Annotated in this window: 19 protein-coding genes; 14 read left to right on the forward strand and 5 right to left on the reverse strand. The window is 43.7% G+C overall.

The features are described 5' to 3' along the window. Window positions 1-3 precede the first annotated feature (3 nt). From V3V99_06340 to V3V99_06380, 9 genes are all read left to right on the forward strand, one after another. Window positions 4-2,127 (forward strand): GAF domain-containing protein, encoded by a 2,124-nt coding sequence (locus tag V3V99_06340; GenBank protein ID MEE9442270.1) that lies wholly within the window; start codon window positions 4-6, stop codon window positions 2,125-2,127. Window positions 2,128-2,223: 96 nt separating this feature from the next. Beyond that, complete coding sequence (locus tag V3V99_06345) at window positions 2,224-3,636, forward strand: sigma-54 dependent transcriptional regulator (GenBank protein MEE9442271.1); 1,413 nt, start codon at window positions 2,224-2,226, stop codon at window positions 3,634-3,636. Window positions 3,637-3,971: 335 nt separating this feature from the next. Next, window positions 3,972-4,418, forward strand: coding sequence for a hypothetical protein (locus tag V3V99_06350; protein MEE9442272.1), 447 nt, complete (start codon window positions 3,972-3,974; stop codon window positions 4,416-4,418). Between the two features lie 117 nt (window positions 4,419-4,535). After that, a complete protein-coding gene (locus V3V99_06355) occupies window positions 4,536-5,156 on the forward strand; it encodes a sigma-70 family RNA polymerase sigma factor (protein ID MEE9442273.1) in 621 nt (206 codons plus the stop codon). After that, window positions 5,149-5,397 carry a zf-HC2 domain-containing protein gene (locus V3V99_06360; GenBank protein ID MEE9442274.1) on the forward strand — a complete coding sequence of 83 codons (249 nt, stop codon included), beginning with the start codon at window positions 5,149-5,151 and terminating at the stop codon, window positions 5,395-5,397. The genes V3V99_06355 and V3V99_06360 overlap by 8 nt, the downstream gene beginning before the upstream one ends. A gap of 262 nt (window positions 5,398-5,659) precedes the next feature. Continuing rightward, entirely contained in the window at window positions 5,660-7,993 is a 2,334-nt protein-coding gene (locus V3V99_06365) for an MMPL family transporter (GenBank protein ID MEE9442275.1), read from the forward strand. Window positions 7,994-8,003: 10 nt separating this feature from the next. Next, complete coding sequence (locus tag V3V99_06370) at window positions 8,004-8,804, forward strand: outer membrane lipoprotein-sorting protein (protein ID MEE9442276.1); 801 nt, start codon at window positions 8,004-8,006, stop codon at window positions 8,802-8,804. 22 nt (window positions 8,805-8,826) lie between these two features. Beyond that, entirely contained in the window at window positions 8,827-10,104 is a 1,278-nt protein-coding gene (locus V3V99_06375) for a hypothetical protein (GenBank protein ID MEE9442277.1), read from the forward strand. An 11-nt stretch (window positions 10,105-10,115) separates the two neighbouring features. Then, the gene (locus V3V99_06380; GenBank protein ID MEE9442278.1) at window positions 10,116-10,319 is read left to right on the forward strand and encodes a DUF2892 domain-containing protein; all 204 of its coding nucleotides are present in this window, start codon (window positions 10,116-10,118) and stop codon (window positions 10,317-10,319) included. Between the two features lie 123 nt (window positions 10,320-10,442). Here the strand turns inward: V3V99_06380 and V3V99_06385 are convergent, their stop codons facing one another. From V3V99_06385 to V3V99_06395, 3 genes are read right to left on the reverse strand one after another with little or no spacing between them, the layout of a single operon-like run. Continuing rightward, window positions 10,443-12,137 (reverse strand): PilX N-terminal domain-containing pilus assembly protein, encoded by a 1,695-nt coding sequence (locus tag V3V99_06385; protein ID MEE9442279.1) that lies wholly within the window; start codon window positions 12,135-12,137, stop codon window positions 10,443-10,445. A 23-nt stretch (window positions 12,138-12,160) separates the two neighbouring features. Beyond that, window positions 12,161-12,973, reverse strand: coding sequence for a hypothetical protein (locus tag V3V99_06390; GenBank protein MEE9442280.1), 813 nt, complete (start codon window positions 12,971-12,973; stop codon window positions 12,161-12,163). Between the two features lie 10 nt (window positions 12,974-12,983). Further along, entirely contained in the window at window positions 12,984-13,346 is a 363-nt protein-coding gene (locus V3V99_06395) for a prepilin-type N-terminal cleavage/methylation domain-containing protein (protein MEE9442281.1), read from the reverse strand. Window positions 13,347-13,836: 490 nt separating this feature from the next. Here V3V99_06395 and V3V99_06400 point away from each other — a divergent pair, with 490 nt between their 5' ends. From V3V99_06400 to V3V99_06420, 5 genes are all read left to right on the forward strand, one after another. Further along, entirely contained in the window at window positions 13,837-14,835 is a 999-nt protein-coding gene (locus tag V3V99_06400) for a potassium channel protein (protein ID MEE9442282.1), read from the forward strand. A gap of 126 nt (window positions 14,836-14,961) precedes the next feature. Next, window positions 14,962-17,439, forward strand: coding sequence for a cation:dicarboxylase symporter family transporter (locus V3V99_06405; GenBank protein ID MEE9442283.1), 2,478 nt, complete (start codon window positions 14,962-14,964; stop codon window positions 17,437-17,439). 207 nt (window positions 17,440-17,646) lie between these two features. Then, on the forward strand, window positions 17,647-18,501 hold the full coding sequence (gene htpX, locus V3V99_06410; GenBank protein MEE9442284.1) for a zinc metalloprotease HtpX: 855 nt from the start codon (window positions 17,647-17,649) through the stop codon (window positions 18,499-18,501). Between the two features lie 33 nt (window positions 18,502-18,534). After that, window positions 18,535-19,827, forward strand: coding sequence for a hemolysin family protein (locus V3V99_06415; GenBank protein MEE9442285.1), 1,293 nt, complete (start codon window positions 18,535-18,537; stop codon window positions 19,825-19,827). Between the two features lie 27 nt (window positions 19,828-19,854). Beyond that, complete coding sequence (locus V3V99_06420) at window positions 19,855-20,475, forward strand: DedA family protein (protein MEE9442286.1); 621 nt, start codon at window positions 19,855-19,857, stop codon at window positions 20,473-20,475. A gap of 303 nt (window positions 20,476-20,778) precedes the next feature. Here the strand turns inward: V3V99_06420 and V3V99_06425 are convergent, their stop codons facing one another. Both V3V99_06425 and V3V99_06430 read right to left on the reverse strand, forming a co-directional pair. Beyond that, a complete protein-coding gene (locus V3V99_06425) occupies window positions 20,779-21,498 on the reverse strand; it encodes a hypothetical protein (GenBank protein ID MEE9442287.1) in 720 nt (239 codons plus the stop codon). 660 nt (window positions 21,499-22,158) lie between these two features. After that, complete coding sequence (locus V3V99_06430; GenBank protein MEE9442288.1) at window positions 22,159-24,639, reverse strand: hypothetical protein; 2,481 nt, start codon at window positions 24,637-24,639, stop codon at window positions 22,159-22,161. Window positions 24,640-24,843 lie beyond the last annotated feature (204 nt).

The raw sequence follows: 24,843 nt of genomic DNA on the forward strand, positions 1-24,843 counted from the left end.
GTCGTGGCAACCAAAAGTAAATTACGAGGCATCACACCGGGTGATAAAAGTATCAGGGAGTTAATCCTTGTTATCGATGATGAAAAGCGCATGTGTGATTCTCTCTCATCTCTCTTGACCGATTCGGGGTATGAAGTCAAGGCTTTTCAGGATAGCGATGAGGCGGCCCGGGAAATCAATAATGCCAATTTTGATTTGATTGTCTCCGACATACGCATGTCGGAAATCACCGGATTGGAGATTCTCAAGCTGGCTCGCCAGGTCGATCCTCAAGCTCTCGTCGTTTTAATGACAGGTTTTGGGTCACTCGATTCTGCAATTGAAGCTATAAACCAGGGTGCCTATGATTATTTATTGAAGCCGGTGGAATACCCACAATTGGAATTAGTTATCAAGCGGGGTCTCGAACGAAGACGTTTGGGGCGGGCCAAGTCGTTTTTATTAACCGAACTTCAAGAGAAAAATCTTGAGCTGTCGGCCCGGCTCGAAGAAATCAACGCGCTTTATAAATCCGCGAAATCGTTAAGCTCAACCATAGATTTGGATGAATTGCTCGACAACGTCATCGGACTGGCGACCGAGGTGCTCCATGCCCGTATTGGTTCAATAATGCTAATCGATGAAAATCATGAATATTTGACTATCGCCGCCTCAACCGGACTTAGTAAAGACATCGTACGTGACACGAGTATTCCCATCGGTTCTTCAATCTCAGGTTATGTCGCCAAATCCGGGGAGCCGCTGTTCGTCGCCAACGTTGAGGAAGACCCCCGGTTCAAAAGAGAAAATAAGGAAGAACGATACGGCAAAGCCTCGCTTTTATCGGTTCCTCTGATTATAAAAGACCGAGTAATAGGTGTAATCAATATGGCCAATCGAACCGATGGAGGGGGATTCGGAGAACTTGACCTAAAATTGCTGAGTACATTTGCCACCCAGGCGGCGGTCGCGATTGACAACGCTTCCAATTTTCATCTCTTGAAACGGAGAGTCGAGGAACTTTCTACCCTGCAGGATATCACCGATGCCATGTCCCGGGCCGGCAGTGTGACTCATTTACAGGAGATAATATTCTGGGGCATACGTAATCTCATGCCCGCTGATGTGTCGCTCTGGTTTCGCTGGCGGCATAAGGATAATTCACTGAAATTTGTAGGTGGAGCCGGCAATATCAAGGTTGATTTTGAATTGACAATTGAAACCTCACCGGACGAGATAAAAACTGAGAAAAGAGCCCGGAAACTTATTCTGAAGCATCTCCCTCCCTTCGAAGAAGTATCGATTCCCAGCGAAAATTTCTGCACCTTTTTTATAAAAAACGAGTCAGGTCTGGCCTATGTTTTCTGTTTGAGTTCTTCAAGCCCGGAGAAAATGAGCGAGGAAAATAAAAAAATCGCCGGTTTGATTGCCAGTCAAGCGACGACAATGTACGAGAGGGAAAAAGCGATTCTTAACGCTACCCGACTTCTGACAATGGGCAACATGATCTCGGAAATATCTCATGATATGCGAAAACCTCTGACTAATATCAGGGGCGGGCTGCAAATCATGCGGCAAAGGTGGCCGGAGCTGGCCGTAGAGTCGGATATGTTCAAAATGGCTGAAGAGGAAGTTCGAAGGCTTAACGAACTTGTCCGGGAATTAGTCGATTTTTCAAATCCTAAAAAATATCAAACTGAGAGAATTAATATTGAGTCGATTCTGGAACGCGCTACGCAGCTGGTCAGCCGGGATATGGAGATGAAGGAAATAAAACTGGAAACAAGATACGTTGAGAACATCCCGGAAATTTTCGCGAATAAAAATCAAATTATGGAAGTATTTTTAAACCTGATTATTAACGCAATTGACGCTCTTGATAATAAGGGAACGATTACTATTCTAACTTCGCATGCCCGAATTAACGACCGTGATATGGCGAAGATTGATATTATCGATACCGGATGCGGAATTGACAGCAAAGATAAGGTGATAATTTTTGATAGATATTATACTTCGAAAGAAACTGGCACCGGGCTTGGATTGGCCGTTGTCGAGAGAATAGTATCGGCCCATAGCGGAAAAATCGAGGTGGATAGTAAAAAAGGCAAGGGAACGACATTTTCAATATTTCTGCCGATTAACTAATTTCCCTGCAAAAAATTGCAAATAATTGATAAATATTACGTAAAATGGCTTGATTTTTCCAAATTGCTGACGATTAATTAATTAACCGGATTAATAATGGCAAAAGAACGAATAAAAATACTGGTAATTGACGACGACCCAAAGGTTGGCTGGATTCTTTCCGAAGGACTTTCAGGTAGTTTTGATTTTGTCGCGGCTCGCAACGGCAGTGAAGGTCTCCAGATGATAACTACCGAAAAACCGAATCTGATTCTCCTTGACATAAAAATGCCCGATATCTCCGGCATTGATATTTTGAAAAAGCTGAATAAAGTCGAGGGTCGGCCTGAGGTTGTAATGCTATCGGGGCATGATGATACCCATTACGTTGTAGAGTCAATTCAAAACGGCGCGGCCGAATTTATCAAAAAACCGTTCGACGTTAAAGAAGTCGAAATTCATATCAATAATATTCTCGAAAAGAGCAAACTTAAAAAAGAAGTTTCGAGCCTTAAAACCGAATTAAAAGCTCGTTCGCAGTATGAGAGTTTCGTCGGGGATTCTCCCAAGGTAATACAGGTCAAAGAGTTGATCGAGCAAATCGCCGGGTCGGAATTAACGGTTTTAATTCGCGGTGAATCCGGAACGGGTAAGGAAATTGTGGCTCGCATGGTACACAATATATCCGATCGCAGCGACGAATCATTTACGAAAGTCAATTGTGCCGCAATCCCTCGAGATTTGCTTGAATCTGAGCTTTTTGGATATGAAAAGGGCGCCTTTACCGGGGCTCATAAAACAAAGCCGGGACGATTCGAAGTAGCCAACAAGGGCACGATCTTTTTGGACGAAATCGGCGATATGCCGCTGGAGCTTCAATCCAAGCTGCTACAGGTTTTAGAACAGCAGGAATTCGTTAGAGTGGGCGGAATCAACAATATTCATGTTGATGTCCGAATAATCTGCGCCACAAACCATAATCTCGAAGAAGCTATTGCCCAGAGCGCTTTCCGTGATGATCTTTTTTATCGGCTAAATGAAATTACTGTTTTCCTGCCGCCCTTGAGAGACAGGGCTAATGACGTTTCCTTATTGGCAGAGCATTTTATTGAAAAATATAATAAGCTCTACCAGCGCGAAGCCCCCCCTTTATCTCAGGAAGCAAACAATCAATTGCTGGCATTTATGTGGCCGGGAAATGTCAGACAGCTTGAAAATCTTATTAAACAGGTCGTGGTCAGAGGCGGCGAATCAATAATTTCAGAGCTGTTATCGGCTCACGGAAGCAATTTACCCGTTCAACCTCAACATATTGCAGCAGTCAATTCTACGGCAGCCTCAGCAGATAATAAATCTTTGTCCTTAAAAAAGCGCGTGGCCGCAACCGTCAGCCGGGAAGAAAAAGCGTTGATTTTGGAAGTTCTGAACCGCACCAACTGGAACCGGAGAAAGGCTTCCGAAATTCTCGAAATCAGTTATCGTTCGCTTTTATATAAAATTAAAGAATATAAGCTCAACGAAATCAAGTAAGTTCTCCACAAATGCCGTTATAGGAAAGTGTCGGATTTCCTGACACTTTGTGTCATAAGTAACAATTCTCAGTCAGATTTTACAGGGTATTTGCCTAAAATATGCTCAAAATATACACTTATATAGATTTTGGGGAATTCTATCATAATTTCTTTGAATGAGTTTATGCCCTTCTATTGCCATAAGAAATTGATAATCAAGTTCTTATGCCAGACAACCAGTCGGTGTTGAAATTGAAATAGCAAATAACGGAATAGAAATTGCTTATATAAAATCGGGAATTTGTTTTTAAAAACAGGTGAATTATGAGTTATGGTGGGAGAAAGAAACAAGGCATGGAAGCCAAATCACTTACTGAATTCAGGGATCAGGTTTTGCTCGAATTAAAGAGAGCTGAACGCTACCGAAATTTTCTCTCAATGTTAATCCTCAATCTATCCGAATTTCTGTCCAGCGCCGGGCACAGGAAAATCAAATCGGATAAGGACGCCGATGAGTTTATAAGGGATCTTCTCTATCGCCTCCGGCTTGTCTCCAGGGAAACCGATACAATTTCGCCGATCGATAGTTCTCGTTTGGTAATGCTGCTTCCGGAAACAGATATAAAAGGGGCGCATGTTACCGGCAATCGAATGCGTGACCAGCTTTCTGATTATTTGTCAGAATTTATGGAACTCGATTACAAATTTGAGATACCGGTAGAGATTGCCTCTTTTCCCGAAAACAGCGGAGACGATATCTCGTTCAGGAGTAGATTGAATTCTCTTTTCGGCACAAATTGAGATATTGGAAAATTATCTTTCCGGGCCGATTATCAAATTAGCCTTTTTTATTGCTGAATCCAGAGAAATTGGTTTCTTTGCATTGCTTAGCGAAATCTCAATAAAAAATAAATAATTATGAATCAAAATCATAAGAACGCAATCCAAAGAGATGAACAAGAATTAATCAGACTGGCCCAATTCGGGGATTTCGGAGCTTTTAATGCGCTGATAAAAGAATATCAGTCAAAAATTTACGGGCTTGCTTTGAAATTGTCAAAAAACCGGGAAGATGCCGAGGATATTTTTCAGGAGACCTTTTTGAAGGCAATAGATAACATAAAGAGATTTCGCGGTGAATCGGTCTTCGGTACCTGGCTTTATGCCATTGCCGTTAATGTGGTCCGCGCCAAATATGGGAAAGAAAGTAAGGCCGATCTTTTGTCCATTGAAGAGTATCTCCCCGCCCAAAAAAGTCACCATAACGAAGATATTCCGGAACTTTTTGACTGGAACGATCCCTTATCGAAAATGACCGATCTCGAAATAAAAGAGAAAATTGAAAATGGATTGCGTGAATTACCCCTCAAGTACAGGATTCCTTTTCTTTTGAGATATACTCAGGAGCTGAGTCTTCAGGAGGTGGCGGATACCCTCAATCTTTCTCTGGCGGCTGCCAAATCCCGCGTTTTGCGCGCGCGGCTGGCCATGCGGCAATACTTAAACGACTATTTTATGGAGGAATTAAAACATGGGTGATTGCCGCGAATTAGCCGAAATGCTTTCCGATTATATCGACGGCGAGCTGGACAAAGAACTCTGCTCGGAGCTGGAAGCTCATTTGAAAGGGTGTAAAAACTGCCGCCTGGTTTTTGACTCAATGAAAATGACCGTACGTCTGTGTCGTAACGGCGTGTGCGAGGATTTGCCTGCCCAATTCCAGGAAAAATTCCAGCAAAAGATGGCAAAGCGATGGAAAAAGAACTTCGGAAAAACTTAATATTATTTATATAGTAAGCAATTTGTCAGTTTTCTGAACACTCCCTAAAATTGATTCTTTCCAGCAACTAAAGTCAATTTTGGGTTATTATTACATGCGCCTGTCCAGAAACTGGACAAATTCGAATTGTTCTAATCTAACAGTTCTCACCAATATTAATTAAGCTCATTTAAAAATTATCCGTAAAAACTGAAAATTTTTGAATCGTTTTTCTCAAAAATCTATCCAAATCGGCAATTGACAAAAAAGAAAGGAAGTTGACGTGAAAGAAGGAATAATACGATTTTCGACCGGACATCCTCTTATAGTCATTGGAATAATAGTGGTAATCACGGCTCTTTTTGCCTATCAACTGACCGGCGTTAAAATAGATACCGACCCCGAAAATATGCTTCCCGACGACGAGCCGGTGCGGATATTCCACAGCAAGGTTAAAGAAGAGTTTGGGATGCACGATTTTATAGCCCTGGGAGTTGTTCGTGAAGATGGTGCCTTTACCGCCGATCAACTGGGGAGAATTTATCAAATGTCGGAGGAAATCGCCGAGATTGAAGGCGTTATTCCCGAAGACATTATGGCTCCCTCAATGGTTGACGATATTCGCCAGGGTGGAGATAACTCAATTGTTATTGGGCCGTTGATGTCTGAGGCTCCAGAAGATGACGAGCAAGCTCAATATATCTTAGAAAGAATTAAATCCAACCCGATTTTGAGAGGTAAACTCGCATCTGATAACGGCAAAGCGATGGCGCTCTTTATTCCGATTGAAGCCAAAGATATGTCTTATCGCATTGCCGGGGAAATTCAGGAAATTGCCGACAAATACGGCGACGGTGGAGAATATTTTATTGCAGGATTACCGGTGGCGCAGGATAGTTTTGGCAATGAAATGTTTGCCCAGATGATATATTCGGCCCCGATGGCCGGGCTTATAATTTTCATCCTGATGTATATATTTTTCCGCAATTTCCGAGTGATTTTGCCGCCCATGATTGTTGCCGTTACTTCGATTATATGGACGATGGGAGCTCTGGTTTGGACCGGAAATGCGGTTCATATTATGAGTTCAATGATACCGATATTTTTATTCCCGATCGCGGTTCTAAATTCAATTCACATTATATCGGAATTCCATGACCGCTATAAAAAATACAAACATAAAGAGACGACTATCCGCCATACAATTAACGAGCTGTTCATGCCGATGTTATTCACGTCGGCTACGACTGTCGTGGGTTTCCTGTCGCTTCTAACCAACAATATTCCTCCCGTGCAGGTATTTGGAACCTTTGTCGCCTTTGGGGTAGCGGTGTCCTGGCTGATGTCGATAACGCTCAATCCCGCATTTGCGATGCTTTTGCCCGATAAGGCCCTGAGGAATTTCGGCGCTTCCGATGACAGGAAAACGATTCTGGCGACTGTGGTCAGCCGAACCGGTCGGTTTGCGTCAAGGCGGTACCGCCCGATTTTACTGGGCACGTCGCTGGTGATTATCGTGGCCGCGATTGGATTGTCGATGATTGATGTGAATGATAATCCGGTAAAATGGTTCAAAAAATCTCATCCCCTGCGCGTCGCCGATACGGAATTGAATAAGCATCTGGCGGGAACATACATGAACTTCCTCGTCATTGACGGCGGCGAAGAGGATGCTATAAAAAATCCGGAACTGATGACTTATATTGAAAATCTTCAACGCCATGTCGAGCAGAACGAAATTGTCGGCGCCACCGCAGGAATCACCGATATCGTCAAGAAAATCCGATTTGAATTATACGGCGGGACCGACAGTTCCAGGTATGCACTCCCCGATAACGCGGTTGAGATTGGACAGGACCTGTTTATATACGAAATGTCAGGTGGGGACCCCGATGACCTGTTCAAACTCGTTACCGACGATTATTCCAAGGCCAATGTCTGGGTTCAGCTTACCGATGGCGATAATCAGTCGGTCGCTTCGGTCATTGAAGACGTTGAACAATATATCAATGAAAATCCGGCTCCGGTGGAGGCTGAAATCAACTGGGCCGGACTACCATATGTCAATATTATCTGGCAGGATAAAATGGTCAGCGGCATGCGCCTGTCGCTTCTGATTTCATTCGGGATTGTTTTCCTGATGATGGCGTTTTTGTTCCGCTCGCCCATCTGGGGATTTATTTCAATGCTGCCGCTGTCGATTACGATTATGGCCATTTACGCCAGCATCGGCTACCTGGGAAAACCTTACGACATGCCCATTGCCGTTCTTTCCTCTTTGACTTTGGGACTATCAATTGATTTCGCCATACATTTTATCCAGAGGTCGAGGACAATACATAAAAGAACCGGCAATTTCAGGGAGACTTACAAACAGATTTTTGAAGGTCCGGGACGGGCCATTAGTCGCAATGTTCTGGTTATCGCTATTGGATTTGTTCCGATGTTCTTCTCCAGCCTGGTTCCTTATATAACAGTTGGAACCTTTTTCTTCGCAATTATGACGGTATCGGGAGCTGTGACATTACTATTGCTGCCGGCAATTGTTACCATGTTGAAAAATAAATTATTTCCCAATGTAAGCAGGGAAGAAAATTCCGCGGTTAAGGCCGCTTAGGAGGTCCAAAATGAAAAAGTATGCTTCGATATTAACGATTATAATTCTGGTATCGATTTCGGCGGGGATGGTTCGCGCCGAGGATGCCATGGATATAATGAAAAAATCTCATCTGGCCTATTATTACGCCGGTGATGACGGCGTCACCAAAGTTACCATGAAAATTATCAACAAGAAAGGCAGAGAGAGGCTCCGGGAATTTACAATGATTCGCCTTGATCTGGAAGAAGGCGGGAAACAGAAATACTATACTTATTTTAATAAGCCGTCCGACGTATCCCGCATGACCTTTATGGTCTGGAAAAATACCGAAAGTAATGATGACCGCTGGTTATATGTCCCCGCCATTGATCTGGTCAAACGTATTTCGGCCGACGACAAAAACTCATCATTTGTCGGTTCCGATTTTTCTTATGAAGATGTATCGGGCAGATTATGGACCGAGGACGATCATACTCTCGTTTCCGAATTGGAAACCATAAACGACAAGCCGGTTTATCTGATTAGTTCCAGGTCCAAAAAGGAAAAAGACAGCTTTGGTGAAAAGAAAAGCTGGATTGACAAGGAAACCTATTTGCCCCTTCGTGAAGAATATTATGACGATAAAGGCAAATTACTCAGGGTTTTTACAGCCGACAAAATCGAGATCATTAAAGATATCGTAACCATTACTCAGCGGACAATGGAAAACGTCAAAAAGAACCAAAAGACCGTGATTTATTTTGACGGCATCGACTATAATATTGGGATTACCGACGATATATTCACCGAACGTTTCTTAAAATCACCCCCGCGGAAATTTTTGAATTAGTCCGGATTGGAGCGCAGCAGATATGAAAAAGATTTTACTTACTATCATGTTTTTATCGATTGTATCCGGTTTCTCGTTTGGCCAGGATTTATACTGGGGTGGGTTTGTCGAGGGGCTCTGGACGGGAGGATTCAACGATAACAATCCAACCGGAAATGATTACATGGCCGCGGAAGCCCGACTCCAGTTACGTCTCGAATCCTTTGGAGATAACAGTGAAGCCTTCGCGCGCCTTGATTTTGTTCAGGATGGTTTTAATTCCGAACAATATTACTTTGACGTCCGGGAAGCGTATGCCAAATTTACCATGTCGATAGGGATTGATTTCAAAGTCGGACGGCAGGTGTTGACCTGGGGAACGGGTGATTTGATTTTCATAAATGATGTTTTCGGCAAAGATTATCAATCGTTTTTTATCGGGCGGCAGGACCAATATCTAAAAGCTCCCCAGACGGCTCTCCGAGCCGAATGGTACGGCAATCTTGGCTCATTGGCACTCGTCGCCATCCCGGATTTTGAGCCGAACATCCTCCCCACCGGCGAACGAATAAGTTTTTATAATCCGCAAAGCGACGCCATCGTTGGCCCTGAAGGATATATATTACCGATCGAACCTGAAAATAGTTTTGACAATGTCGAGATCGCCGTTCGCTATTCGAAAATGATAGGTGGAGTTAATTTCTCTGGATATGGGTATCGGGGATTTTATAAAGACCCCATGGGATTTGACCCAATGGCCGGTGAAATATTCTTCCCTCGACTAAATGTTTACGGCGCCTCATTGCGGGGCCAGGCCGGTGGCGGAGTCTATTGGCTGGAAGGCGGTTATTATGACTCTCGTCAGGATTCGAAGGGCAATAATTTTTTTATCATAAATTCATCGCTGAAGGCAATGGCCGGGTTTGAAAGGCAGGTTGCCACAGATTTAACGGCTAATCTGCAATTTCAATTTGAGCAAATGGGAGAGTATGACGATTATGAAAAGTCGCATAATTTGGCGTCAATTCAGGCGGCCATGATGAGTATGCCTCAACCGGTCAAAGCTGAGAAAAACCGGACGCTGGTAACTTCCCGCTGGAGCAAACAATTGTATTCGCAGACCGTATTAATTTCGTTATTCGGTTTTTATTCACCCAGCGATGAAGACGCCTATGTCAGGTTTTCGACAGAATATAAATATTCGGATGAACTGAGTATAATGATTGGGGGAAATATTTTTGACGGTAAGCATCACCACACCCCTTTTGGACAGTTTGATTTGAACGACAATGCTTATTTGAAATTTAACTACGGATTTTAGGAGATGATAAAATGTCAGTAGAAGGAATGGTCAGGATTATGGCCGGTACACTCGTTATGATTTCGGTCGTTCTGGGACTTTTGGTTTCACCCTACTGGTTCATTTTAACCGGATTTGTAGGATTAAACCTGTTTCAGTCGGCTTTTACCGGATTTTGTCCGGCCGAAACGTTTTTTAAGGGACTGAAAAAATCAGGTAAGGCCCCAACGCAATAGTTCATATTGCCAGCCCGATCAAAAGCGACCGGGCTTTTCTATCGCCCAAAATAAAACCGGGAGATTTCTTTCCCAAAAAATCTCCCGGCCGATGGTAACTGCGTAGGTGTCGTATGTTTTTTCCTAAATTGTAGGCGCCGGATCGGTTATTTCCTCCAGAGTATGATATATTATCGGATCGACATGATCCTGCCGCCAGCCGACGCGCTGGAAAACCCGCAAAGATGGAGTTCCCGGCGGAAGGTTGCCGGGGTCAGTCAGATCGGTATCAAAGGCCCAATCACGGTTGGGCGGAGTATAGTATGTTCCGTCCCAGTTTCCAATTGCTTCCTGAGAAACCCAGAGACATATCATTGATCCGCGATAAGTCAAAGTTCTGTCCGACCAATTTTCCAGAAAACGAGGAAGGTTTTCCAACCCTCCGTTATATCCCGCTCCGTCTTCACCGGAATTTTTATTGCCGGTTATGAACGAAAAATTCGCCGTGGTCGATAGGGCCGTTCTGTTATTTTTATCATCCGAACCGGAAACCAGGGGATCATCTAGCCAATTGCCGGATAGAATCGTCAGGGCATCGGCAATAATTGCCATCGGTTTTTTATTATTAGAATTGATATCGCCCATGGTATAAACCGGATTTTCAGAAGCAATTGTCAGCGACGCACCGATATCTTCAGCATTGTAAATACGAGTGCCTCTCAATCCGGTCCTGTTATCGGCCGTATAAATGTTTCCATTCGACGGGAAATAAGCGGAATTTTTGAATATGTTCATATCTATATCGTAAACGACAGCGTCTTTATTTTCCCGTTTATCATGGAAAGTTGATTCCTTCAACGAACCGTCGGCAAGAAGATTTGCCGTAACATTAACCCAGGATCCTCCACCAACGTCATATAAGGCTTGCCCGTCAATGATTTTGAAAGCTGCGTTATGCTCGAAAGATTCGTTGTTCCCTCCGTCAAAAGAGGCTCTATTGATAATCTTATGCGCGTCTTCGTCCGGATTATCGAAGGGCAGTCTCAATTTTTCCTGTCCAAAATCGGAGTCTTTTACCCGCCCTCCCCAGCGGGTCGAAGCGGTGTCAAACCAGTGATCGTCATTGGCATCCAGCCAGTCGCTTCCGTCGCGCATGGAATAATAATTCCCATCCATACCCAGTATATTTACTTCGCCATTGGCCTCGCCGGCGCCGGAGCCTGGTTTGCGGCCATGATAAATACTACCGTATGATGTCAAATAAGAGTTAATGTCCAAGCTGTTTCCGGATTGAAGATAGATGTTTTTATTTGAATGAATTCGTCCGTTAATCACCATTGTTGGTCCGGGGGCGATTTCAAGATCATTTTCGTAAAAAACCGCGAATTGAAAAATCGGCACCAGGGCGCATTCAAACTCCTGATAAAGTCTAACCTGGCTCCCATCGACCAACGATGTCCCGATTGATTCAATCGTGTAAGTTTTAACGCTAGCGTGCAGACCTGCAAAATCTCCCTGAGCCAGCTTTTTATTTTCAAAGGCGCCGTTGTCGGTAGTCACATACGCTACATTCGCCGAGGGGAGACCTTCACTGCCGGATGGCATTGTTTCCGGCGGAGCGCCATGTTCTTCATAATATGTTTGCAATGCGGCCGCGGCTTTTTCCAGCCCCGCTTCAGCCGTATAAAAGGCGACCATCTCATTCATTTCGTTACCGGCAATTGAAATTTCGTCATTGGAGGTCTTTATAATTCCAATGCCAATAATGGTAAGCATCAGGGTCAACATCAGGGCAATAAATAATGCCATTCCTTTTTCATTTTTTATGACGCGAAACATTAGTCCGCTCCTTGGCAACGAGATTAAGTTCCCAGGTTTCTAAGGTAAACCTGCGATTGATAAGTTTCGAATCGATACGGCTCTTCCTCAAATTCAATATCGGATCTTTCGGTACGGGCGGTCACGGCGATACTGATTCGCCGGACATCATTAACTAAAGTCGGGCTATCCATGGTGATACCGTTTCTAAGTGTATAGGTGAATTGCAAATCGGCTATGTCTTCGGCATAAATTTGCGGTAGGGCGTTTCCGAACTGAACCATTAACCGAGGGTGAAGGGTATCGCTATAATCGATATAATACTTTACTTTTTCTATGGTATACAAATTCGAACCGGACGGATAGGCTTTGGACAACACGGATGTATTATGCTGGATATGCGATGATCCGGTTTGAACTTCTGTAATTGTAAAGAATTCCCCGCTTTCGGTGTTAGGATCATGTATGTAGGCAATCTGTCCTTCCTCAAAACAGCTAACGTCATACCCGTCGCAACTCAATTCAGATGATGGATTGGGCATAGAATTTACAATCGGAGCGTCACAGGATGACGTCCGGTAGTGAAGCATTATCGTATCCGGATCAGTGTTTGAAGCCTCAAAAGCGTTTAGGCCATTTGGCAGATCGTATCCGGCCATTCTGATTTGACGGGTCAACTCATCTATTGAGGCTCTGGCATTTTGCTGCATTTCGATAACAGAATCCTGGATATTCCAGGCATGGTGTTGATTAATATAAACCCTGAACATCACCGCCGATATTATCCCGGTCAAAAGAACCGCCAATAGTATTTCAACCAGAGTCACGCCCTTATTCGATTTTAATATTTTCATCATGTCATCCTCCTTAAGGCGCGTCGGTCTTAATCAAAGAATTAATGGCGTAAGACCTGACGGTTGAATCGGGGGAGACCCAGGTGGCGGAGATGGATACTTCTCGGAGGTGAGATCCGGCGTCGCTTACAACCCATTCTCGAAGTATACCATCTACCGTATCTTCTCCTGAAACCGGTTCATTTTCAGCCCGTAATTCCTCAAGTTTTTGCTGAAGTAGTTGAGTGCAGGTGGTTGTGCTTGATGCCCAGCTGTTCCCGTCAACGGCGACCATAGCCATATGCAAAAGAAGCATTAAGGAAAAAGCCATGATAAACATTGATGTCAAAACTTCGAGGAGGGAAAAGCCATCTTCGTTAAATAGTTTTATTTTCATCTTAACAACCCTTTTTTAGTTGTCCGGGTGAATATGTACAAGAAATGTGCCGGATAGGCAGGTTCACCAAAAGGGGCAATAATAAATATAATGTTTCGAGTTGAAACCGTAAACGATGCTCTGGTAATATGCTATTGCATAATCGATTACAGGAAATTATAGATTGAACATCTTTTGGTTTACCGATATCAATCGAAAAAAAATGGAGATAATAATCAGACTTAAACCGAAAAAAGCCTGGAGATTTGTTGATTTGAAACAATAAATATTGGAGATGTCCCATATATGGGATAGGCTTATTTGGTAAATCGTGAAATTTCGGTATAAGATAGTTGCCTTTAACAGGTTGAGCGCATATTTTGTGCGCCGATAATGTTAATAAGTCAGAATAACGGAAAAGCACAAAAATATTGTGTAATTATTCTGGACTGGCTCTATCGGTATGGCATATATTAGCAGAACTACGGTTGAGGAAACGTAAGGTATTCCGATGAATTATGAAGCTAAATTCCGATTGGCAATTGGATTCGGATTATTGATAATCTTTATCGGAACCACGGGTTATTCATTTTTGGAAGACTGGGGAATTCTCGACTCCTTATATATGACGATAATTACTCTTTCTACGGTTGGATTTATGGAGGTTCGTCATCTATCCGAAGCCGGTCGTGTCTTTACCATATTCCTAATTGTCTTTGGAGCATTTAATGCGGCCTTTATATTAACGGCTGCCGTACAATTTGTTTTACAGGGACAATTGGAATTGATACTGGGAAAACGAAAAATGGAAAAAAAACTCCAAAAACTCGAAAACCATATTATCCTGTGCGGCCTTGGCCGAGTCGGCCGACAAATCGCCAGTGAATTTGAGCGGCGCAAGGAAAAATTCGTCGTAATCGAGCAGGACGTCGACATGGTTGAAGATGCTCGCAAGCAGGGATTTTACGTTCTGGAAGGCAATGCCGCCGATGATGAGGTCCTCGAACACGCCGGAATAGGCAAAGCCAGAGCAATTGTTTCGACCTTGCCCGATGACGCCGATAATGTTTACCTGGCCCTGACCGCCCGACAAATAAACTCGGATTTGCTGATAATCGCTCGCGCCGAAACACTGTTGGCCAAGAAAAAACTCCGTCGAGCCGGAGCGGACAAAGTGATATGCCCTCATGAATTAGGCGGCGTGCAGATGGCTATGGCGACCTTAAGACCCAATGTCGTCGATTTTCTGCAATTGGCCACGGTTGTTCCGGGAGGCGAACGATTGGGGATCGAAGAAATCACGATTAGAGATGGCGGTATTTTGACAGGAAAAAGCATTATTGAGGCCGCCATAAAATCAAAATATGACGCCATCGTCGTTGGATTACGAAAAGGAACAGGTCAGATTTTATTTAATCCTTCGGGTGAAACAACTATGGAAAATGGAGATATTTTAATTGTTTTGGGAGAGAACGGCACCCTTGAAAGATTGTCGGCTGATTTAGCATAAAATCATCGATTTATGACATAAATTAATCTTTGGGCTAAGTTTCCCAAATATTTAGAAAGACCTTGCAAACTAAGCTATTTTTTTGTAATATAACAGCTTAACTTAACTGGATGGAACGGATAAACTATGTTTGATCGTACTGGAAACTACCTGATCTACGCCATTTTGCTTAGTATGATCTTGGGTGTTGCCTTTGTAGGTATCTTCGGGGATGCCGGACTTCATGTCAAATTCCTCGGCGATATGTTCCTGGCGGCATTGAAGATGGTTGTCATTCCGCTTCTGTTCTTTTCCATGGTGGTTGGTATATCCAACCTCGGAGATGTCCGCAAGCTCGGCCGGACCGGAGCCAAAACAATCGGGTATTTTTTGGCTACCAGCACTATCGCGGTAGTCATTGGCTTAATACTGGTCAATTTGATTCAACCGGGCAGCGGATTTACCTTTTCCGGAGCGGCCGCTCCGGAAACAATCGGCCATCAGGATTCATATTCCTTTTTCACATGGCTGACGGATCAAATACCCTCTAACATCCTTAAGGCCGCGGCCGAGACGAAAGTTTTGCCAGTAATCGTCTTTGCCTTGATTTTCGGCGGCGTGTTGACCACAATCGGCAGTAAAGGAAGAACTGTGATTTCCTTTTGCGATGCCGTGAACGATGTCTTTATGAAAATCGTGCATCTGATTATGTGGTTCGCTCCGATCGGAATTTTCGGTCTTGTTGCCGGTCAATTGGCGGCTGAAGGAGGCCTCAGTCAATTTACCTCAATTTTATCCGCTTTGGGCAAATACAGCGCTGTCGTGATTATCGGACTATTGATCCACGGCATTTTCATTCTCCCGCTGGCCCTTAAGTTTATGGCCGGGAAATCACCGATTGAGTATTTTGTCGGGATGTCTCAGGCGTTAATGACCGCATTTGCGACAGCTTCTTCTTCGGCGACTCTGCCGGTGACGATGGACTGCGTCGCGGAAAAAAATGACATTGACAAACGGGCATCGTCGTTCGTTTTGCCTTTGGGCGCGACCATTAATATGGACGGAACGGCTCTTTATGAAGCCGTCGCCGCGCTCTTTATCGCGCAGGCTTATGGGATTTCCCTCGGGATTGTCGGGCAAATTACTATCTGCCTGACGGCGGTACTCGCTTCGATTGGAGCGGCAGGAATTCCTCAGGCCGGTTTGATTACGATGGTGCTTGTTTTGCAGGCGGTTGGCCTGCCTCTGGAAGGAATCGGGTTGATTTTGTCGATCGACTGGTTCCTTGACCGCTGTCGCACTACCGTAAACGTCTGGGGCGATTCAATCGGCGCCGCCGTAATCGCCACTACAGCCGAGATCGGTCTCGTTGATCGGCGAAGACGAAAACCCGAGAAATCAACCTGGATGAAATCGACCGCGCGTCGTAAAGATACGCCCAGAAAACGGCAGAAACCAGATTCGACGCGTAAGGTAAAGGGTAAACCGATCTCGACGGTTTCGAAACGGAGCAGCGTACCCGACAAAACGGCCACTAAACCCGCCGAAAAAAGAGGGCGCAAATCAAGTCGCGTGGCGCAGAAACCCATCAAGAGGATTCATAAAGTTGATTCGTCTCCTCTTAAAGGTGGTCGTGAGGAATATGGTCCGCAAGACATTCGGAAATCAATTTCAGGCGATGAACCGATTAAGAAAAAACCAATTCGGGGATCTGAAAAGTCCCGAAAAACAGGTTCGTCTAAATCACTGGTTGAACCGAAGGTGGAACCGACTGCAAAAGCAAAACCGCGGGTTTCCAAATCAAATGGGGAAGCGCGTGAGAAATCTGCCGACGACAAGCCAATCTTTGGCAGGCGACAAAAATCATCTCCGGTGAAGAAAAAGCCTGATTCCAAATTTGAAAATGATGATTCCGCTTTAAAAAAATCGGAACCGATTTCGAATTCAGGCAACACTTTTGATGTCCCGAAGTTTCCTTCAAGCATTCTCGATGATCTAAAAGTACCCGATTTATCGGGTGATCATGGAGAGGAAGAGAAGGCTACTGAAGATGCCCATAATTTGGGCAATTTCGATTTAGAATCGAAACCGATGGAAATTTCTTCTGATGCAACAATTGAAGAAACAAGCCCTTCCGTTGAGACTGAATCCGAATCGATACCGGAAAGTTCGAAGAAAGAATTCGAACGATTGGATAGAGCTGTCCTGGGTAATGACACCGCTGAAAAATCTGATTCATCAAACGATTCTGATTCTCATGAAGTTCAACAGGAATCAAGCGATAATGGTGATATGATTTCAATGTCGGATAATGACCCGTCTTTACCCGAAGCTGACAGACCGATTGAAACCGAAATGCCTGATACTCCGGGTAAGATTGTTTCGGAAGTATCGCCAATGGAATCTGATAGTCAGGAGTCTGTTGATGATGTAACGACTTCGGAAGACAAAATTACGGTAAAGTTATCAGAAATTTCTGATGCTCCGCCCGAACCGGTAGAGGAATCTTTACCTGAGGATTCTCGGATCGACTCAACTTCGGAGGATATCGCTCCGCTCAAAGATGAGGATACTGAAGAGCCTCTTGAATGGGGCAGAACAAAAAGGAAGCGTAATCGAAAATAAGCAAAATGGCTACGTTTATGACCGGCTGAAACACTTGTTTTAGCCGGTTTTTTTATTATTATATTCCTGTAAAATGTTAATTTGTGAAATGCGAATTTATTAAGTGGCGAGATGGAAACTTTTTGAAACCGCAACGGTTTTTTGGGTGTATAGATAGATGTACTCAATAATATTTTATGCCATTAACGTATTGATAACTGGGTAATTATGAATAATCTAAAAGTAACTTTTTTGTTGCTCCTCCTGACGATCTTGTTCGTCGCCGTCGGATTCATGCTCGGCGGCCAGCGGGGGATGGTCATCGCTTTTGGTCTGGCCGTCCTGATGAACTTTTTCTCGTATTGGTTCTCGGACAAAATTGTCTTGAGAATGTATCGCGCTCGTCCAACCGACGAGAATGCCGATTCCAAATTAATCAGCATTGTCAGAAACGCCGCCCAGATGGCCCAATTGCCGATGCCCAAAGTTTATGTCATTCCCACCCGAGCGCCCAATGCTTTTGCCACCGGCCGCAATAAAGATCATGCCGCCGTTGCCGTCACTGAAGGTCTGATGCAGCTTCTCGGGCGGGATGAACTGGCCGGTGTTATTAGTCATGAACTGGCGCATGTCAAGAATAGAGATATATTGATTGGCTCTATCGTGGCCACAATCGCAGGAGCAATTGCAATTCTCGCCTCAATCGCTCGCTGGGGAGCCATATTCGGCGGATACGGCCGGAGCAGTGATCGCAATGGGGGAATCTTTGAATTGTTAGCTATCGCTATCGTTGCCCCGATAGTGGCCATGCTGATTCAAATGGCCATTTCGCGCTCGCGTGAATATAAAGCCGATCGCGTCGGCAGTCAAATATCGGGAAATCCCCTCGCCCTTGCCTCGGCTCTCGAAAAATTACATCGCGCTCCGGTACAATTGAACCTTGACAAAAAACCGGCCACAGCCCATCTTTTCATTGCCAGCCCCTTATCGGGCAAAGGAATCACTAATCTTTTCTCAACCCATCCGCCGGTGGCTGAGAGAGTCAAACGGTTGGAAGCGATGGCAATGGGAACACTAAATTAAGGAGATTCTAAGCGGCTATTTATCGGCCCGCCTATGGACAGATCGATTTTAGAGCTTAGCGCCATATTGGTTTTAATCTTGGCCAACGGTTTTTTCGCGGCTTCTGAGTTTGCCCTTATAGCCTCGCGCAAAAGTCTCCTGAAAAACTGGGCTAGGAAAGGCGATACCCGAGCCGCTCGTACTCGGGATTTTATAGCGCGCCCGGATAAATTTCTGGCCACCATCCAGGTCGGTATAACATTTGTTGCTACTCTGGCGGGTGTCTTCAGCGGCGCGACACTGGTTCAGTATCTTGTTCCGTCTCTTCAAAAAATCCCAATAGAGATCATTCAAAACGCCGCCGGGCCGATTGCGATTGGGATTGTCGTTATTGTAATTTCGTTTTTGTCCATTGTCATCGGCGAACTGATTCCCAAGTATATCGCTCTGGCCGCTCCCGAAAAAATCGCCATCTTAGTTACCCGACCGATTTCAATATTTTCAAAACTGAGTTTCTTCGTCGTTACTTTTCTCACCGGTTCGGCGAGATTTATCCTGAGGATTTTCGGATTTTCAAAAACTCAGGAGAGGACCGGCATTACCGAAGAAGAAATCAATATCCTGATTTCCGAGGGCATCGAAAAAGGTGTCTTCGATAAAACCGAACAGAAACTCATTAAATCTGTTTTTGATTTTTCGGATATCACCGTTCGGCAATCGATGACGCCCCGCGTCGATTTTATCAGCATCAGGCTGGATTGGCCCAGAGAAAAAATCGTCAAGGTTATGACCACTCACGGATATTCCCGCTACCCCGTGTTTCGGGAATCTTTGGATCGCATAGAGGGCATTATCTATACTAAAGATTTGATATCTTTCATGGTTCATGATGAAATGATTATCCTGAAAGATATCATCCGCAAACCTCTATTCGTGCCCGATTCAATGCCTCTAACCGTTCTACTCCGGAAATTCCAAAAAAAGAAAATACATATCGCGATCGTGCTTGATGAATTCGGGGGTACCGCCGGTCTGATTACGCTCGAAGATATTCTTGAAGAAATCGTCGGCGAAATACAGGATGAGCATGATACCGCCCAGCCGGAATTTGTTGCCCATTCCGATAAAATGGCCTGTGTTGCGGCTTCTCTCCGACCGGATGAACTGAACGAATCATTTGATCTCCAAATGCCGGAAGAGATTTCAGATACGATCGGCGGTTTTATTATTGAGAATCTGAACCATCGGCCGCAATTGGGAGATGAAGTAATATACGATAAAATCCAATTTAAAATTCTTGAAATGGACAGCGGGCGAATAAAGCGAGTTCAGGTGAGGAAACTTTAATTTTGATTATCAGGCGATTGAAATAAAATGATAGAAAATCTGCTCGAGATATTTTTGCTCCTTGGATATACCGGTATCGTGGTTCTGATGCTCCTCGAAAGTTCCTTTTTCCCATTTCCCAGTGAAATCGTTATGATCCCTGCCGGAGTTCTGGCGGCCCAGGGACAAATGGATCCCTGGCTTGCTATCTTTATGGGTATTTTGGGAAGCTGGCTGGGAGCGCTTCTGAATTATTATCTGGCGGTCTGGCTGGGACGGCCTTTTATCAACAGGTACGGGAAATTTATATTTTTACCGCCTCAGCGTTTTATTAAAGTCGAAACCTTTTTCAGGGAACATGGAGAAATTTCTACTTTTACGGGACGACTGATTCCGGCGGTCAGACAATATATTTCTTTCCCGGCGGGATTGGCTCGCATGGATATCGGAAGGTTTTTGTTATTTACCGGCCTCGGCGCCGGTATCTGGGTTGCCATACTTGTTTGGATTGGATATGTAGCGGGCAAGCAATTGGAAAATATCAACGAGGAATCGATAAAAGCCCTGTGGCATCAGTATTCTTCTGAAATTACTTTCGGTTTGATCGGCTTCTGCGTTATCCTTATAAGTTTCTATATTTTCTGGCACCGAAGAAAAAAGAAAAAGTAAATGGTCAATCCCGAGTTTTATCTTAAGTCGAGTAAGTGAATCATCAAATGCCGTCACCCATTAATAAATTTAAGAAAATCACAATACAAGAAATCCTTGGCGCGATTCAGGAATACGATAAAAACAAAATTTCACTCTCGGTATTGGAAAAAAGACGTACTTTCATACCCTTAACTTCGCATTTGTTTGATTTTCCATAATCCATATACTAACTAATCTCAACCCCTGTGTACAGATTCATCTGGGAAATCCGGGTTTAATATTGCCTGATACCTAATTCTACATTCTTCTGCTCCCCATTATCTAATACCTAAGCAGAACGGATACCAATACCCCGGAAAATCTTTTCTCCTTGTTGAAATCCACGAACCAGCACAGCCCGAATCCCCATTGTCTAAGTGGCGTCCAGTACACTTGTGCTTCAACTGGAAAAGCGATAGCGTTGTAGGTAATTTTTTCGTATATGGTCTCCGTGTGTAAAAAGCTCATCTCGTGGGAAATCAGCTCCCCGTGCCGGACTCCTTCTAACACACTCAATCCGCCTGAGAGAGAAACCATGAATTTGGCACTCTTAGTGAACCAGCCATAGAGCACGCCATAGTCCCGGGTATTTTCCAGCGGCCTGATCTTACTTGTCCCAATGCCCGAGATATTTCCTTCTTTGTCATCCTGCCATGCGCAAATGAACCTGCCGGTTAGAATGCCCCTCCACACACGTTGAGAATAGCCAACCCTGAAAGCGCCAGAGCCAGCATCTGGCGCATGACTTGAACTGGTACCGATTCCTAAACTGAACCAGTGCATTTTCTCATCAGGAGGATCTGCAGGCTGCGAAGACTCTTCAGCGGAAGAAGATATTGAGGCGAACAGCAGGCAGAAACAGATCCCCCAGGCAAGGTTTCTCAGCCGGATCAGATCGACGGCAGGGATCACGTGAAAAAGTCCGGCAGCATTTTGAATAAGTCCAAACATAATGAAATCTCCCGTTTTGAGAATATAAGACACTTCTTTTGTCCAGGACATAAGTAGCCCGCGCTTGCAGTTCCGAAAGGCTACTCCCCGCTCCCTCATTACTGTTTCCATGATCAACCTCGAGTTTGTCTCGTCTCGGCCTAACAATAATTAACCGAGATTTCCCATATAGGGATTCAAAAACACGGTTTGTCCCTTTGTATTTTGAATATACAAAAGTCTCCTGGAATTGGCAATAATTTACCCGCTTACTCCCCCGCACACCCCACCTGTGGCGGGTCACCGCCTTTGAAGACATAGTTTATTAGATACACGGATTCACGCACGTTTGTCTCACAATCGCCGTAAAAAAATAAATTATCCTCAGGTTGTGTTACACCCGGTTAATTCCAGATTATGCCGTGCGACTGCCGTCATTTTTATGGGAAGAACCATTTGAACGGGGAACACGCTTTGCTATTTACAGATTGATAATTAATATGCCGGAATTGCACAGCTTGTTTATTGATTACCTTGATGAATATATAAAATCACTGAAATCGGATAATGAATTTATTCGCGACTATCGGAAATTTGAACGAGATCCAACTGCCTCAATGATTACTTCAACTGATTCTCAAGCAAGCTGACGTGGGCCAGAGCGGCGTCTTTTTTTGCGCCACGTTTAATCAGTTCTTCGATGACATCTCGATCAAATTAAATAAATATTAATTATCGATCCGGTTGAAAAGATATTTTTACCAAGTCATTATCCTCGGCCTCCGCTAAGTTGAAATTCATATCATACCAATCCTGCTCAAGAATGCTAATATGTCTGCTTAATTCTGCATCAGCCGCCAAACCGGTTAATTTGGGTGCGTCTGCGGCTCTGATAATACCTTTGACAGGTGGTGTAAATTTATTTACGAATATTTGTAGGCTCCGAATTCCATTTTTGGGACGAATATTGTAAAAGAGTTCCAATATTTTTTTGTCAACATGCGTGATGGGTCCAAAAGACCTCTTAAATTGAAAAATCCCTTGATAAACTAATTCTGTTCTAAGGCTTTTGCTAAGCTTTGCGTTTTTATCCAAACTCCTTTGACGTTCACTTTCTTCCACTTTATGCTGTATCTGAATGCGGTCTTTTTCTTCAAGGTAATCCAGGTTTAGGATGTGACCGTTAATACGCGATAAAAAATCTCTGCCTTTGTCAGATTCCGTAAGTGAATCTGCCGGTTTCGTCAGGGCAAATACCCATACGCATGGATCTATTTTATTTGTGTTGCCTTCAATTTTGAATTCGCCGTCCCACATAGGCCCCAGAAAGAGCCCCAAAGGGTTGTGTCCCTCAATCCTGGCATCGGTCTCATCCATAAATACCAAAACTTTTTTATTAGTCCGTTTCTGCGTAGAGACAATTACTTTAAATGAATCAATAAGATCCTCGTTTGAAGCCATCTGGGCAATTGAAAACGGCAAATATTCAAAGTCAAAATGATCAGATAAACATCGGGCCAGGTAGCTTTTGCCCCAACCCGGTTCGGAAATAAACAGGCAATTGAAAGGAAATTTGGGATTTTCTATTTTACTGAAACTATTCAGCGAAGAGATCAGGTTGTTTATTGCAGATCGTTTTGCTCCACCGGGGCATATATAATCTGTCAATGTTCCGCATGACCGCCACACTTGCAATTCATCTGTCTGGCGTTGCTCATTCTTATTTCGCAAAATTATTCCCTGTTCTTTTGAAGACCTATTCCAGTCCTCCCAGGATCGTCCATATTTTAAAGCTTGGCGTTTCGGTTTTTTTGAGGGAGGGGATGATAGAGAATTCCACATAATCACTTGGTCGAATGGCCCGCTAAGCTGATCCGGCTGTTTATCGTGCCAGGCGTCTGTGCATTCCTGCGTCCAACGATACATATTAGATAAAGCGCGACCGCACAAATCATAGATATTATCTGAATTAGATCCGGCCTCATCCTCATCCGACATCAGATCCAGATGAATCAGCGAATTGAAGAAAATGGAGGTTCTCCCTACCTGGATCGGCATAATGTCACCTGACGGCGGTGGGATGTAATACATATTGGCGTCATTTGAGTTATCCGGTCTGCTGGCTGCCAGTGCGGAATTATCTTCAAATAAGATAGCCGCATGCAATGCTTTGGGATATTTATTCTGTTCCTTTCTTTTACCATGTTTATATGTATGAAGGCCAAGCATGTCGCCCATCGCCTCAAGAGCCCCTCGACCCAAATAAGCCCCATGACGATAACGACGGATACCGTATTGATACTTAATTAATTGTTCGTCTTTGATAATTAGTCTTAATTTCTTTTTCCTTTTTTTAAGATAGTTTAACCATGATGGTTCTGCACGCTTCAAGCGAACATACCATTTCTTATCTTTATATTTCTCATACAGAATTTCTATCACCTTATCATTTATAACTCCTTTTCCATGATCGACTATGACCACGGCTTCAACATCCTTTATTTCTTTTATAATATCTTTTATCCTTTTGTCGGGTAGTTTGCTTTCGTCAATTTCTAATTTCCAGTCAAATCGATAAAGTAATTCGGGCTGATCTCCGCCGAATCCCTCATATATGCGAAAAATCCGATTTGTGGATGAGTGATTAGAGTTTTCTTCGTTAAATAGATTTATCATTTCCAGATGATCCTGCAACTCACAAGGACAATCATCATAGGGACAGATTCGTCTGAGCTTTGCCTTAGAATTATTATCGTCAGGTTTATAATGGTCAGGAACCTTGAGCCCTTCCAATTTGTATGGATTCATACTTTTATCACGGTGTTTTTTGGGGCATAATACGCATTCAATAATTTCGTTATCACGAGGATTCCAGGCGCTAACGCCTAAAAGTTCATATTTCTTTAATAATGGATTTTCTTCTTCCTCTTCTAAATTTTCGGATCTGCCCGGCCCATATAATATTTTCAATGAATTTCCGACACCGCACAAACTAAAAATCATGCTTTTCGGCCCCTCCAGGTAACTTATGTAATGATGCTTACCCACATTGGTGCTACTATAACTTTCGTGCTTGGCCATAAGCCAATTTTCATCAATAAAAAGATCCCCAATTACAAGGATTTTTTTCTTATTTTTTTCCATAGAAACATTTTTATCCTTTTGCATATCTATTTGTAAAGAGTTGGTTTTATTATTGGTTTTTTTTGCCATGATATCCTCCCGCACCTATTATCCCCAAATGGAATTATTGAAAGACCTAATTAAAATACTATTTATGATTTGAAAGTCAAGGAGACGAAACAATTGTTTTTATTAAAGTTATAGAAATTATTTTTATGAAAATCAATTGTGGATTGTAGATAATATATAGGGAGTGAGGCGCTTTACTTTGCCGAACAATTACACAGGTGTCCC

The sequence above is a fragment of the Candidatus Zixiibacteriota bacterium genome (genome assembly GCA_036480375.1).
GTDB lineage: Bacteria > Zixibacteria > MSB-5A5 > GN15 > JAAZOE01 > JAZGGI01.